Annotated in this window: 11 protein-coding genes; 9 read left to right on the top strand and 2 right to left on the bottom strand. The window is 62.5% G+C overall.

Features of this window, described 5'->3' with window-relative positions; genetic code table 11:
• Positions 1–1,595: caspase family protein (locus EOB59_RS07135; RefSeq protein ID WP_245486558.1), on the bottom strand; the 1,595-nt coding region annotated here is incomplete at its 3' end.
• Positions 1,596–1,839: 244 nt separating this feature from the next.
• On the opposite strand from EOB59_RS07135, the gene EOB59_RS07130 reads away from it, so the two are divergent.
• Complete coding sequence (locus EOB59_RS07130; protein WP_109658718.1) at positions 1,840–2,244, top strand: Fur family transcriptional regulator; 405 nt, start codon at positions 1,840–1,842, stop codon at positions 2,242–2,244.
• Positions 2,245–2,420: 176 nt separating this feature from the next.
• Here the strand turns inward: EOB59_RS07130 and polA are convergent, their stop codons facing one another.
• Entirely contained in the window at positions 2,421–5,372 is a 2,952-nt protein-coding gene (polA, locus tag EOB59_RS07125; RefSeq protein ID WP_164762617.1) for a DNA polymerase I, read from the bottom strand.
• 415 nt (positions 5,373–5,787) lie between these two features.
• On the opposite strand from polA, the gene EOB59_RS07120 reads away from it, so the two are divergent.
• From EOB59_RS07120 to EOB59_RS07085, 8 genes are all read left to right on the top strand, one after another.
• Positions 5,788–7,173 carry a M20/M25/M40 family metallo-hydrolase gene (locus tag EOB59_RS07120; protein ID WP_128288043.1) on the top strand — a complete coding sequence of 462 codons (1,386 nt, stop codon included), beginning with the start codon at positions 5,788–5,790 and terminating at the stop codon, positions 7,171–7,173.
• Between the two features lie 124 nt (positions 7,174–7,297).
• Positions 7,298–7,918: a ribonuclease D gene (locus EOB59_RS07115; RefSeq protein WP_095084743.1), complete on the top strand. Its 621-nt coding sequence runs from the start codon at positions 7,298–7,300 to the stop codon at positions 7,916–7,918.
• 103 nt (positions 7,919–8,021) lie between these two features.
• The gene (locus tag EOB59_RS07110) at positions 8,022–8,222 is read left to right on the top strand and encodes a hypothetical protein (RefSeq protein ID WP_128288056.1); all 201 of its coding nucleotides are present in this window, start codon (positions 8,022–8,024) and stop codon (positions 8,220–8,222) included.
• A 215-nt stretch (positions 8,223–8,437) separates the two neighbouring features.
• Positions 8,438–8,692: a GlsB/YeaQ/YmgE family stress response membrane protein gene (locus EOB59_RS07105; RefSeq protein WP_013529551.1), complete on the top strand. Its 255-nt coding sequence runs from the start codon at positions 8,438–8,440 to the stop codon at positions 8,690–8,692.
• Between the two features lie 25 nt (positions 8,693–8,717).
• Positions 8,718–8,864, top strand: a complete 147-nt coding sequence (locus tag EOB59_RS07100; protein ID WP_013529552.1) for a hypothetical protein — start codon at positions 8,718–8,720, stop codon at positions 8,862–8,864.
• A 33-nt stretch (positions 8,865–8,897) separates the two neighbouring features.
• On the top strand, positions 8,898–9,812 hold the full coding sequence (locus EOB59_RS07095) for a hypothetical protein (RefSeq protein WP_128288042.1): 915 nt from the start codon (positions 8,898–8,900) through the stop codon (positions 9,810–9,812).
• Positions 9,813–9,835: 23 nt separating this feature from the next.
• The gene (locus EOB59_RS07090; RefSeq protein WP_164895598.1) at positions 9,836–11,806 is read left to right on the top strand and encodes an acyltransferase family protein; all 1,971 of its coding nucleotides are present in this window, start codon (positions 9,836–9,838) and stop codon (positions 11,804–11,806) included.
• Positions 11,807–11,956: 150 nt separating this feature from the next.
• Positions 11,957–14,084: transglycosylase domain-containing protein (locus EOB59_RS07085; protein WP_245486557.1), on the top strand; the 2,128-nt coding region annotated here is incomplete at its 3' end.

Below are 14,084 nucleotides of genomic sequence, written 5' to 3'. Positions count from 1 at the left end.
ATGCTGATCAGCGGCGGTTTGCCGCCCTCCTTCAGGCTCACGTCGCCCGACGCCGGCAGGAACCACAGCGCCGGCTTGTCGGCCGCATCCTTGGGGGCACCGGGAACAGCATTCTCGCGTATCACCGCGAGGCGGAGGTCGGCGCTCTTGCCGGGTTCGACCAGCTCGATGTTGAAGCCGGTCTCCCTGGCTGTGGCCAGTTCGTCGAGAACCGCATTGACGAGAGCGGTTTCCTTCTCAAGTCCCTTGGCTATGGCCGGCCGCGCCAAGACGAGCTTGTAGTCGACGGCGATCTCCGCCACCCGCGCATAGGCGTTGGCGGGAATGTCGGCGACTTTGAGCGCCGGCTTCTTGTCGAACTCGACCGGCTTGACGCGGCTTTCCAGGTTTTTTGCCGACTGCACTTCGAAAAATCCGACAGCGTCGGACAGCGGCGATAACGCCGACGGCAGGATGGCGAGCTTGCTGCCGGGGGTGAGGCGATGCAGCAGCCCGGCGCCGATCGTCGCTTCGCCGTCCTTGATGACGACAGGCCACTGCATGACTGCATCGGTCTTGTCGGTGCCGAAGACGCGGGCATCCAGTTCGCCCTCGAACAGCGGTGTCGGCCGGGTGCGGCTGTCGGCCGAATATTGCTGCAGCACGGCCTGGCCGAGCTGGCGATAGGTGACGTTGGGATTCTCGGCCAGTTTGGACAGAATGGTGAAGGTGAACAGGCCCAAGCGCGGCGCATCCGCGATGCCCTTGGGCAACGGCATCTCGGGCGTCGTCTCCACCGTCTGCGCGGCATAGAAGGCGACCAGCTTGCCCTTGGTGATCGGTTCGCCACCGGTCGGCGTCAGGGTGAAGGCGGGCTTGCGCGTGCCATTGTCATCGATGCCGCGCGAGCCGGCGACCGAAATCACCTCGTCATAGGCCTTGATCGCGGCAGCCCGCTCGGACTCGTTGCCGCCGACCAGGTCGGCGAACTCGACCTTGCGCTCCAGCTCGTCATCGACCTCGACGGCGCGTGTCGCGGTTCCGGAATGGCAGCAGTCGAACACAACCCATACGAAAGCACCCTTGTCGCGGATGGCGTCGAGTGCCGCGCCGATTTCGTTGTCGATCAGCGCATTGGGCACGCCGGCATCGCGGTTGATCCATTTGCCGATATCGACGGGCAGGAAGATCTCGTCGAGCCCGTCGGTCTCGTCGCCCTTGACCATCTGCGGCTGCTGGGCGCCGTGACCGGACAGATGCAGGTAGACGAAATCGTCGCGCTGGACCTTGGCAGCAAGGTCGGCCAATGCAGCCTTGATCGCCGCATGGGTCGGCAGGCCACTGGCGCCGGGGACATCCTTGGCGAGCAGCGTGACGTTTTCCGGCGCGAAGCGCACGGGGTCGGGCACATTCTTCAGGAGATAGTCGCGGACGAGGGCTGCATCGTTCTTCGGCCCGACAAGCCAGTTCCTCTGCGGCAGGTTGGGATATTCGGTGCAGGCGACCAGCAGCGCATGGTAGGTGCGCGATGCGGCCATGGTCCGGAACGATACCATGCCGGCCATGGTCAAGGCGGACGTGCCGACCAGCAGCGTCCGCCGCGTCAATTTGATCATGATTGCTTCCCCAAGCCCGACCGAATTTCCAAGCGCGGCAATCCTTGCCGAAGATATTGTCAGTATTTTGAACGTCACATCGCAGAGCAACCTGCCTGTTGCCCCGCTCCGATCGATGTTCTCGACAGCCTCGCGGGCAGAATGCTGGAAACAGTAGCAAAAATGCCTGTTCGTCGCTATCTGGATGGGACATGGATCGTTTGTGCGCGGCACAAGCGACGCAAGGCGAGTTGGAAACAGGATCATGGCGGCAAGGGATGTGCTGACGAAGAACCAGCTGTGCGTGCTCGAGAAACTCGAGACCGCCAGCGGACCGCTCAGTGCCTACACCTTGCTCGACCAATTGCGCGAGCGCGGTTTTCGCGCGCCGCTCCAGGTCTATCGCGCGCTCGATACGCTGGTGAAGTCAGGTTTCGTGCATCGGCTCGAAAGCATCAACTCCTTCGTCGCCTGCGCCGAGCCGCACGACCACAGCCATTCGATGACCGCCTTCGCGATCTGCGACACATGCGGGCAGGTCACCGAAATGTCCGACCACGATGTCGGCCACCAGCTGGACGAATGGGTGCGCTCCACCGGCTTCGCCGCCAAGAAGGCGGTGATCGAATTTCGCGGGACGTGTGCCAAGTGCCTGGCCGAAGCGGCCTAAGGTGCGTTGATATTCAGGTGATGCCGGCCTGCAAATGGCTGATACCTGCGCTTCCCCGTTCTACCGCGTCGCGGTAGAACTGTGCTCACGTACGAAAAGTACGCTCCGTTCCGGTTCTCGGAATCCACCATTTTCGGCTCGGCCTGACCTGAATCTCAACACACCTTGCGTTGGCGCTAATGCGCCTCGTCCCAATTGTTCGCCGCCCGCGCGTCGACATGCAGCGGCACCGACATCGAGACCGCCGGCATCGCCGCGTTCTCCATGACGTGACGCACGACCGGGATCGTTGCCTCGACTTCCGCCTCGACGGTCTCGAAGATCAATTCATCATGCACCTGCAGCAGCATGCGTGCCGAAAGGCCTGCTTTTTCCAGCGCCTCCTCCATGCGGATCATGGCACGGCGGATGATGTCGGCGGCGGTGCCTTGCAGGCGGGCGTTGATCGAGGCGCGCTCGTTGAACGCGCGGAGCGAGGGATTGGACGATCTTATATCGGGGTAATGGATGCGGCGGCCGAAGATCGTTTCGACAAAGCCATGCTCGCGGGCATAGGCCTTGGTCTCCTCGATATAGTCTCGGATGCCGGGGAAGCGCTCGAAATATTTCTTGATGTAGTTGCCTGCCTCCTCGCGCGGGATCGACAGCTGGTTGGCGAGACCGAAGGCCGAGATGCCGTAGATGATGCCGAAATTGATCGCCTTGGCGCGGCGGCGGACTTCCGAAGGCATGCCTTCGACCGGCACGTTGAACATCTCCGACGCGGTGATGGCATGGATGTCGGCGCCGTCGGCGAAAGCCTGCCGCAATTGCGGGATTTCGGCGACATGGGCGAGCACCCGCAGCTCGATCTGGCTGTAGTCGGCCGAGACCAGGCGGTGGCTCTTGTCGGTGATGAAGGCGGTCCTGATCTTGCGGCCTTCGGCGGTGCGAACGGGGATGTTCTGCAGGTTCGGGTCGGAGGACGACAGCCGGCCCGTCGTCGTCGCGGCCAGCGCGTAGGACGTGTGGACGCGCTTGGTGTCGGGGTGGATGAAGCCCGGCAGCGCATCGGTATAGGTCGATTTCAGCTTGGTCAGCTGGCGCCAGTCGACGATCTTGCGCGGCAGTTCGTGGCCTTCCGCGGCGAGATCTTCGAGAAGCTGCGCCGAGGTCGACCACTGGCCGGTCTTGGTCTTGGAACCGCCGGGCAGGCCCATGCGCCCGAACAGGATGTCGCCGAGCTGCTTTGGCGAGCCGATGTTGATGCGTTCGCCGATGAGCTGGTAGATTTCCTCTTCAAGGCGAGCGGCGCCCTGGGCCAGTTCGCCGGAGAGCCGCGACAGGATCTGCCGGTCGACCGAGATGCCGCGCTGTTCCATGCGCGCCAGCACCGGCACCAGCGGCCGCTCCAACCGCTCATAGACAGACACCAGGCCCTTGGCGGCAAGCCGCGGTTTCAGCACCAGCCAGAGCCGAAGCGTCACATCGGCGTCTTCGGCGGCATGAGCCGTCGCCTTGTCGATGTCGACCTGATCGAAACCGACGGAGCTTTTGCCCGAGCCGGTCACATCCTTGAGTTGGAGAGGGGTATGACCGAGCCACTTTTCGGCAAGCGCATCCATGCCATGACCATGGGGCGTGCCGGCATCGAGCACGTAGGAGATCAGCATGGTGTCGTCGAACGGCGCGACATCGATGCCGTAGCGGCTCATGATGACAAGATCGTATTTCAGATTCTGCGCCACCTTGAGAACCGATCGGTCTTCGAGCAGCGGTTTCAGCACGGCCAGCGCCTCGCGCAGCGGAATCTGGTTTTCGAGCGCGCCACCACCGAGCAGGTCGCCATTGCCGCTCATGTGGGCAAAAGGAATGTAGGCGGCGCGGCCGGGCGCTGTGGCGATGGCCATGCCGATGAGTTCGGCCTGCATCGGATCAGCCGATGTTGCCCGGACATCGAAGGCGGCGATGCCCGCCTCCCGTGCCTCGGCCACCCAGGCTTTCAGGGTCGAGACATCGCGAATGCAATGATAGGCAGAAATATCGATCTTGCCGGTGGCCGCGCGCTCCAGCCGCAGTGCCGCGAGCAGGGAAGGGGTATCGCCTTGTTTTGACGTCTCCGCCGTCCCGCCGGCTTCGTCCGGTTCAGTGCCGGACGCGTTTCGGGCAACCGGCGGCAACCCGGCCCCGACATCTGGGCCATGAGCATGATCGGCGCGTTCGACGGTGACCGCGACGGCCTGGACGTCGCCGGCCTCGGTGCTGGTCGCTTCCGCCACACGGCGGGTCAGTGACGTGAATTCCATGGTCTTGAGGAAACCGATCAGCTTCGGACCGTCCGGCGCGTGCAGCACGAAATCCTCCAGTCCCTCGGTCACCGGCACATCGTTCATCAGCGTCACCAACTGACGAGAAATGCGCGCCTTGTCGGCATTGGCGATGATCGATTCGCGCCTCTTGTCCTGCTTGATCTCGCCGGCCCGGGCCAGCAGCGTGTCGAGGTCACCGAACTGTTCGAGCAGTTGCGCCGCCGTCTTCGGCCCTATGCCGGGCACACCAGGCACATTGTCGACCGAATCGCCGGTCAGCGCCTGCAGATCGACCATCTTCTCCGGCGGCACGCCCCATTTTTCTATGACTTCCGGAATGCCGATCTGGCGGTCCTTCATCGGGTCGTACATGGCGACCGTATCGCCAACCAGCTGCATCAGGTCCTTGTCGGAGGAGATGATGGTGGTATCGCCGCCGGCTTCGCAGGCGAGCCTCGCATAGGTGGCGATCAGATCGTCGGCCTCGTAGCCTTCGATCTCGACGCAGGGCAGGTTGAACGCCCTAGTCGCCTGGCGGATCAGGCCGAATTGCGGGATCAGATCTTCCGGCGGTGCCGAGCGGTTGGCCTTGTATTCGGGGTAGAGGTCGTTGCGGAAGGTTTTCGACGAATAGTCGAAAATGACGGCGAAATGCGTTGGCACAATGCCTACATCGGTGTTGCGGGCGTCGAGCATCAGCTTCCACAGCATGTTGCAGAAGCCGGAAACGGCGCCCACCGGCAGGCCGTCGGATTTGCGGGTCAGCGGCGGCAGCGCGTGATAGGCACGGAAGATGTAGCCGGAGCCGTCGACAAGGAAGAGATGATCGCCTTTTTTCATGCCGGCAGGGATAGCGCGGCGCGGCGGCTTGGTCCATGCCAAAGGCAGCGTCGACTATCGGTTCCGGCAACACCCTGACAGATCGCCGTCACCCTGCTCACGCCTATGTTACAAAACTGTAATTTTCGTGCCCTTGAATCGCCACGTTCAGAGACCCAAATACACGTCATCGGCAGTTTTCGCCGAGTCCGGAGCAAGGCCCGTCCCCCGCCTATCCCGGACACCTGCGGCAGCCTATCCCCCCTCTCCGGGCTGCCGCATCGTTTCGAGTAGAAGGCCGCCGTGGTTCCCCCTCCACCACGGCGGTCTTTTTTATCCCAGACAGACGTTTGCAGCCCGTGGTCCAATGATCGCGGGCTTTTCGTTTTCCTGTCCTGCCTTTACGGTTCGGGTTCTGAATCGAAAGGCTTCACATATGTCCGCAATTTCCCCCGTCCTCGACCGTCTCGACAACAATCTCGACCAGAGCCTCGAGCGCCTGTTCGGCTTGCTCAAGATCAAGTCGATCTCCACCGATCCGGCCTTTGCCGCCGATTGCCGCAAGGCGGCGGAATGGCTGGTGGCCGAACTCAAGCTGATCGGCTTCGACGCCAGCGTTCGCGACACACCAGGCCACCCGATGGTGGTTGCGCACCATGACGGCCCGGCCGGTTCGCCGCATGTGCTGTTCTACGGCCATTATGACGTTCAGCCGGTCGATCCGATCGAATTGTGGGAAAGCGATCCGTTCGCGCCTGCTGTCAAGGAGGTCGGGCCGGATCACAAGGTGATCACCGGACGCGGGTCGGCCGACGACAAGGGCCAGTTGATGACCTTCGTCGAGGCTTGCCGCGCCTGGAAACAGGTGCACGGCAATCTGCCTTGCCGCATCACCATCCTGTTCGAGGGCGAAGAGGAGTCCGGCTCGCCCTCGTTGAAGCCGTTCCTCGAAGCCAATGCCGACGAACTCAAGGCCGATTTCGCGCTTGTCTGCGATACTGGCATGTGGGACCGCGACACGCCGTCGATCTGCGTCGGGCTGCGCGGGTTGGTCGGCGAGGAGATCACGGTGAAGGCGGCCGATCGCGACCTGCATTCCGGCCTCTATGGCGGTGCCGCCGCCAATCCGATCCGGATCCTGGCCAGGGTGCTGGCCGATATCCACGACAAGGACGGCCATATCACCATCCCCGGCTTCTATGACGGCGTCGAGGAAACACCGTCGCAGATCCTGAAATCATGGGAGACGCTCGGCGAGACCGCCGAGACGTTCCTGGGACCGGTCGGCCTGTCGATCCCGTCGGGCGAAAAGGGCCGCTCCGTGCTGGAGTTGACCTGGGCGCGGCCGACGGCCGAGTTCAACGGCATCATCGGCGGCTACACAGGCAAGGGCTTCAAGACGGTGATCGCGGCGGAAGCCTCGGCGAAGGTGTCGTTTCGCCTCGTGCACAAGCAGGATCCCAAGAAAATCCGGGCCGCGTTCCAGAAATTCGTCAAGGAGCGAATTCCGGCCGACTGTTCAGTCGAATTCCATCCGCATGGCGGCTCGCCGGCAATCCAGCTTTCCTACGACTCGCCCTTCCTGGCCAAGGCCAAGAATGCGCTGTCCGACGAATGGCCGAAGCCGGCGGTGACGACGGGCAGCGGCGGCTCCATTCCGGTTGTCGGCGATTTCCAGACCTATCTCGGTATGGAATCGCTGCTGGTCGGGTTCGGCCTCGACGACGACCGCATCCACTCGCCCAACGAGAAATACGAGCTCAGCTCCTTCCACAAGGGCCAGCGCTCCTGGGCGCGGATTCTCGATGCCTTGACGCGCTGAGCGGCGGAACCCCTGTTTTCCTGTTGATTTTTCAGCGGATCGCGGCGAGGACGGGCCACAAGACAAAGCGCTGCAGCGTCCCTTGCGGGTCAGGGGACACTGTAGGGCTCGACCGGAGAAGACAATGGCCGATATCCGTTTCCATAAAAACGACCTGCCCGACCTCTCGCACTACAATGTCGGGGCAGTGGCCATCGACACCGAGACGCTCGGGCTCAATCCGCATCGTGACCGGCTGTGCGTGGTGCAGATTTCGCCCGGCGACGGCACGGCCGACGTCATCCAGATCGCGCCTGGCCAGAAGAAGGCGCCGAACCTCGTCAGCCTGCTGCGGAACCGTGGCGTAACCAAGCTGTTCCACTACGGACGCTTCGATCTTGCCGTGCTCTACAATGCGTTCGGCGTGATGCCGGAGCCGGTGTTCTGCACCAAGATCGCCTCGCGGCTGACCCGCACCTACACCGACCGCCACGGGCTGAAGGACATCTGCTTCGAGCTTCTTGGCGTTGGCCTCTCCAAGGCGCAGCAATCGTCGGACTGGGCGGCCGAGACGCTGTCGCCCGAACAGCTCGAATATGCCGCTTCCGACGTGCTCTATCTGCACCGTTTGCGCGATGTGCTCGCCGGACGCCTGGCGCGCGATGGGCGGACCAAGGAGGCCGATGCCTGCTTCCGCTTCCTGCCGACGCGTGCCAAGCTTGACCTGATGGGCTGGGACGAAGAGGATATCTTTGCCCACAGCTGACGGTCGTCCGGCCAGGACATCGCGCAGCCGGTACCGGCTGGAACCGGATGCGGGCCGCGGCGTTCTGTCGGCTCAGTTTGTCGGTGCAATTGGGGATGATGACATGGCGGACAGAAAGCCGATTGTGACCGCGCCGACAGACGGCTCCAAGGTCTCCGTGACCTGGAAGGACAGCGACGGCGTGATCAACGAATCCATCGCGCAATATCGCGATGACGGCTGGTGGGTCTATATTGACAGTCACACACAAAAGAAGGTCGAGCCGACCAGCTGGCGCCCTGCCGCAAGCGACGATGACGACTAGAGCAGTTCACCGTTTCACGGAAACGGCAAGCTGCTCTAACTCTTTGTTTTGACGCAATTTTGGACGGAAAACCGCTTTACACTTTTCCTAGAATTGCTCTAGTGAGTGCGCCGCTGGTGAGGCTGGCCGCTTTCGAATAGCCTGAAGCCGTTGATATCGAGGCCGATTCGGAGCTTTCCGTTCCGCCGTCGCCCTCTTGCTCGGAGGAACTCTCTATGGGTGTCGAAAGCCTGCTCGTCTTCATCATCATCGGTGCCATCGCCGGCTGGCTCGCCGGTCTTATCGTTTCCGGTTTCGGCTTCGGCCTTATCGGCAACATCATCGTCGGCATCGTCGGCGCGTTCATCGCCGGCTGGCTGTTTCCGAGGATCGGATTTTCCATCGGCGGCGGCACTCTCGCCGCGATCATCCATGCCACCATCGGCGCCATTATCCTGCTGGTGCTGGTCAAGGTCCTGAAACGAGCCTGAGGCTCGACAACGCAAAGAGCGCGCCATGAAACAGAATACGCTCTATCTCGTCATTGGCGCGCTCGTCGTCGTGGTCATTGCGCTCGGCATCTACGTCTATCGCGAGCAGACCAAACCCAAGGGCGTCGAACTCAAGATCGACGACAAGGGCATTTCGATCCAGCAGAACTAGCCTGCACCGGTGGGGCAGATGCAGGAGCGCGACATGGGGGCTTCCGACGCGCCGGAAGACGACGATCAGCCTGGGATTACCGTCGCGGAATGGGAGAGGCTTAACAGGCCGCCAAAGCGCGAGGCGCTGCTGCGCTACCATTGGCGGGTGTTTCGCTTCCTGAGAGCATCCGCGCCGGTCTTCGATTTGCAGGGGCAAGAGCAGGTATTCCGCGGTGGCATAGTCGCCACCGTGGCCTTCAACCGGCCCGAAATGATCGAATGGCAGATCCACCTGGTGCGCCGATACCTTGCCGAGCACGAGAGCTACATCGTCTTCGACAACAGCAAGAAGGACGAGGCGAGGCAAGCAATCCGCGATCTCTGCCGTCGCCAGCATGTCCCCTATGTGGCATTGCCGAAGAACAGGCTGGTCGTCAGCAGATCGCACGGTCAAGCGCTCAACTGGATCGTGCGGAATTTCTTGCCTGGGTTCGGGCCGAAGCTTTTCGGCTTCATCGATCATGACATCTTTCCAACTGAACCATTTTCGATCCGCGACCGGATGAAGGGCAAGAGCCTCTACGGCAGCGTGCGGCGCGATACGCCGACACCAGGCGGCTGGTTCCTGTGGCCCGGCTTCTGTTTTTTCGACGGAAGCCTGTTGCGGCGGCGGCTGGATTTCGCCCCGAGCTACAAGTTTCATATGGATTCCGGCGGCGGCAACTGGCCGGTGCTCTACAGGTCGATCGACCCGGCGATGGTTCGGTTCGCCGAAAACAAATCGCTTAGCTTCGGCGCGGGACATGACCCATCCGAGGATTTTTTCATGGTGGTCGATGGCTGGCTGCATGTGACGAACGCCTCCAACTGGAGACGACAGCAGGTTGACAGGGGCGAACACATTCTCGCGCTGTTGCGGCAAGCCGGCGGTCCTGACCAGCCGGATGTGAAGTTCGAGCCCATCTGAAATCAGGTCTGAGGCGGGTGGTGTTGAAAGAAAACGCTGAGGGGCCTGTTGCATTGCGGCCTGAAATCCAGGGGCTGCGTGGCATTGCCGTTGCCCTGGTGGTGGTTTTCCACATCTGGCCCGCGGTTCTTCCTGGCGGATATGTCGGGGTCGATGTGTTCTTCGTCATCTCGGGCTATCTCATCACCGGTCTGCTTGCCCGCATGGCGTTGCGCGATGGTCGCATCTCGCTGATGGCCTTTTATTCGCGGCGAGTGCGGCGACTGCTGCCGACTGCGATCCTGGCCCTTCTTGCCACGCTCGCAGGAACGCTGGTCTTCCTGTCCATGGCACGTTGGGAAGAGACGGCGATCCAGGTCGCCGCCAGTGCGCTCTATGTGCAGAACTGGCGGCTTGCCTGGCAGGCGGTCGACTATCTCGGCGCCGAGGAGGCGGCGAGCCCGGTGCAACATTACTGGTCTCTATCGATCGAGGAGCAGTTCTATATCGTCTGGCCATTGCTGATGGTGGCAGGCCTTTGGCTGGCGCGCCGTCTCGGGCGGCCAGCGAAAGGCGTATTCCTCGTGGGGCTGACCGTGGTTTTTGCCGGATCGCTGATCGCCTCGGTTGTCATCACCCGGAGCGATCCGGCCGCCGCTTATTTCGTAACCCATACCCGCCTGTGGGAGCTGGCGCTCGGTGGCCTGCTGGCGCTGACGGTCCATCGGTTCAGGGCAGGGCTGCCATTGCGCGCCGCAATGGCGATGACCGGTATTGGCGCCATCGGGTTTTCAGCGCTTTTCTTTTCCGCCTCGACGTCATTTCCTGGCGCTCTTGCGTTGCTGCCGACCTTGGGAACGGTGCTCATCATTGCCGCCGGCGGCATCAAACTAGGCCGGTTTCGCGGACTTGATGCCAGCATCCTTTGCTATGTCGGCGACCGGTCGTATTCGATCTACCTCTGGCATTGGCCGCTGGTTGTTTTCTATTCGGCGCATCGCCCCGCGGCCGGGCTCCCTGCAGGTCTCGTGCTGATCGCCCTGACGCTGGCAATCTCGGATCTGTCCTACCGATATGTCGAACAGCGCTACCGGCAGCCGCGGTCGGATACGGAACGGAAACCTCTGGCCTATGCCACTGCCGCCGTTGCCGTATGCGTGATGGTGTCGGGTGGGCTCGGCTATGCGCTCGACAGGCAAGACGTCGATATCAGCCTGATCGGAACACCGAATTATCCAGGGCCGGCAGCGCTGCTTGCCAACGCTTCGGTTCCGCGCGACGTGCAACTGCTGCCATCCCTCGGCAAACTCAGGCGTGACGTACCGATCGTCTATGGACTGAAATGCCATCAGGAGCAGGACAGCACGCAAGCTGTGGGCTGCCAGCTCGGCGATCCCCAGGGAACCAGAACCATTGTCGTCGCAGGCGATTCACACGCAGCACAATGGATCCCGGCCATCGACAAGATTGCCAGGGACCGCAAGTGGAAATTGGTCACCTTCACCAAGGCTGCATGCCCTTTCACCCTTGCCGCGGTGACGGATGAAGGTAAGCCGTATGAGGCCTGCGCAACATGGCGCGACAACGTTCTCGCCGAGATCAGGAAATTGCGGCCAGACCTGATGTTCACCAGCCAGTCTCGCTATTCCGACACACCGGAGCCGGCAATGATCGACGGTTTGCGCAGCATCTGGAGCGACTTGAACAGAACGGGCGTGCGTATTATCGCCATTCGGAACACGCCTTTCGTCAAGTTCGATCCCGGTGATTGCCTGGCCGCCGATCCCGACAAATGCGTCAACGCGCGACAGGAGGTGGAGACGAGCGATGTCTTCGCCCTCGCCGCGGGGACATTGCCGGGGGTCCGTGTCGTTGACATGAACGATGCCTTATGTGGCAAGGACAGCTGTTCGGCCGTGGTCGGCAACATCATCGTCTGGCGCGACCATCACCATATGACGGCCACCTATGCGCTGGCGCTGGCGCCCTATCTGGCGAAGGCGGCGGGTCTCTAGCGAGATATCAAGGCGTAGCGGCTTTTTCGCATCGACATCGTTGACCAACCCCCAAGGCCGGCATTCGAACACGACTTAACCCGCCTTTAAACCGCCGCATCTACTCTTCAACCCGAACGCCATAGGCATCGGGGATATCAAGCACAGCGCATGGCGAACCGCAGAGACAGTCGCATCGAACCCAGTTTCGAGGGGCCGCCGCAGGCGCGGTCCTCGGCGGGTCTTTCGGTGAACGAGGAGGATCGCGTCGTGCCGAGCAATCGCAAAGCCTCCGCAAAACGCAAGCCGGCCAAAGGGAAATCGTCGCGGGCCAAGCGCGGCAGAAGCCGGCGCGGCCTGTTCGGTGTGCTCGGCCGGCTGTTCTACTGGTGCTTCGTGTTCGCCATCTGGGGCGGCATCGCGGTGGCCGGCATCGTCGTCTACTATGGCGCCAAGATGCCGGCGGCGACGACCTGGTCGATTCCCGACCGCGCCCCCAACATCAAGATCGTCTCTGCCGACGGCCAATTGCTCGCCAATCGCGGCATGAGCGGCGGCGAGGCCGTCGGCCTGCATGAGATGTCGCCCTATATCCCGGAAGCCGTCATCGCCATCGAGGACCGGCGCTTCTACTCGCATTTCGGCATCGACCCGATCGGTCTGTCGCGCGCCATGGTCACCAATGTGCTTGGCGGGCGTTTCTCGCAGGGCGGTTCGACGCTGACCCAGCAATTGGCGAAGAACCTGTTCCTGACACCCGACCGCACGCTGGAACGCAAGGTGCAGGAAGTGCTGCTGGCGCTGTGGCTGGAGCACAAGCACACCAAGGACCAGATTCTCGAAATGTACCTGAATCGGGTGTATTTCGGTTCCGGCGCCTATGGCGTCGAGGCCGCCTCGCGCCGCTATTTCGGCAAGAGCGCGCGCGACGTCACCCTGTCGGAAGCCGCATTGCTTGCCGGCCTGTTGAAGGCGCCGTCGCGGCTGTCCCCGGCACGCGATCCGAAGGCCGCCGAGGAACGCTCGCAACTGGTGCTTGCCGCCATGCGTGACGAGGGAAAGATCAGCGCCAAGGAAATGACCTCGGCAATGAGCGCGCCGGCAACGCGTGCGCCGTCCTACTGGACCGGCTCGGAGAATTATGTCGCCGACACCATCATGGAGGAATTGCCCGACCTGAATGGCGATGTGCGCGGCGACATCGTCATCGACAGCACCGTCGACCTCAACCTGCAAAAGCTCGCCGAACAGTCGATCCGCAGACTGATCGACGAGAGCGGCAAGAAGCTCAACGTCACACAGGGCGCGCTGGTGTCGATCGACGATTCCGGTGCGGTGCGTGCCATGGTCGGCGGCTACGACTATTCGACGAGCCAATTCGACCGTGCTTCGGAGGCACGTCGCCAGCCGGGCTCGGCGTTCAAGCCGTTCGTCTATATGGCCGCGCTCGAAGCCGGTCGCACGCCCGACAGCATCCGCAACGATGCGCCGATCAAGATCGGCAACTGGACACCCGACAATTACGGCGGCAAGTATTTCGGCAAGGTGACGCTGGCCACCGCGCTGGCCAAGTCGCTGAACTCGGTGGCGGCGCAACTGACCATGGAGGTCGGGCCGAACGCGGTTGTCGAGGCGGCGCACCGCATGGGCATCCAGTCCGACCTGATAGCCAACACCTCGATCGCACTCGGCACTTCGGAAGTGACGCCGCTGGAGCTGACCTCGGCCTATGTCCCCTTTGCCAATGGCGGCTATAAGCCGGACATCCATTTCATCCGGCGCGTGACGACCACCGAGGGCAAAGTGCTTTACGACAGCGGCGGCGGCAGCGCGCCGCGCGTCGTCAAGCCTGAGATCGTCGGCATGATGAACTCGATGATGACGGGCACGGTTGAGATCGGCACTGCCCGGAAAGCGGCTTTCGCCTGGCCATCGGCCGGCAAGACCGGCACCAGTCAAAATTCGCGCGACGCCTGGTTCGTCGGCTACACCGCCAACCTCACCACCGGTGTGTGGTTCGGCAATGATGATGGCAGCGCGATGAAGAAGGTCACCGGCGGCGCACTGCCGGCGCAGGCCTGGCACGAGTTCATGGTTGCGGCCCACGAGGGTGTGCCGGTGCGGCCGCTGCCCGGCACCTGGAAATCGACGCCGGCCGACACAATCGTCCCCGACGAGATACCCTCGGCGAACAACACGGCGCCGGTTCCGTCGACGTCGGTCGGTCAGCAGGCACCGGCGCGGCCAGCAGCGCCGGTCGCCCAAGCGCCGGTCCGCGCGGCCCGTCCCGCCCAAACTG

The organism is Mesorhizobium sp. M7A.F.Ca.MR.176.00.0.0, from assembly GCF_004023165.1.
In the GTDB taxonomy this organism is placed as follows: domain Bacteria; phylum Pseudomonadota; class Alphaproteobacteria; order Rhizobiales; family Rhizobiaceae; genus Mesorhizobium.
The sequence above is the reverse complement of the archived record's forward strand: the minus strand, read 5'-3'. Positions and strand labels throughout refer to the sequence as shown.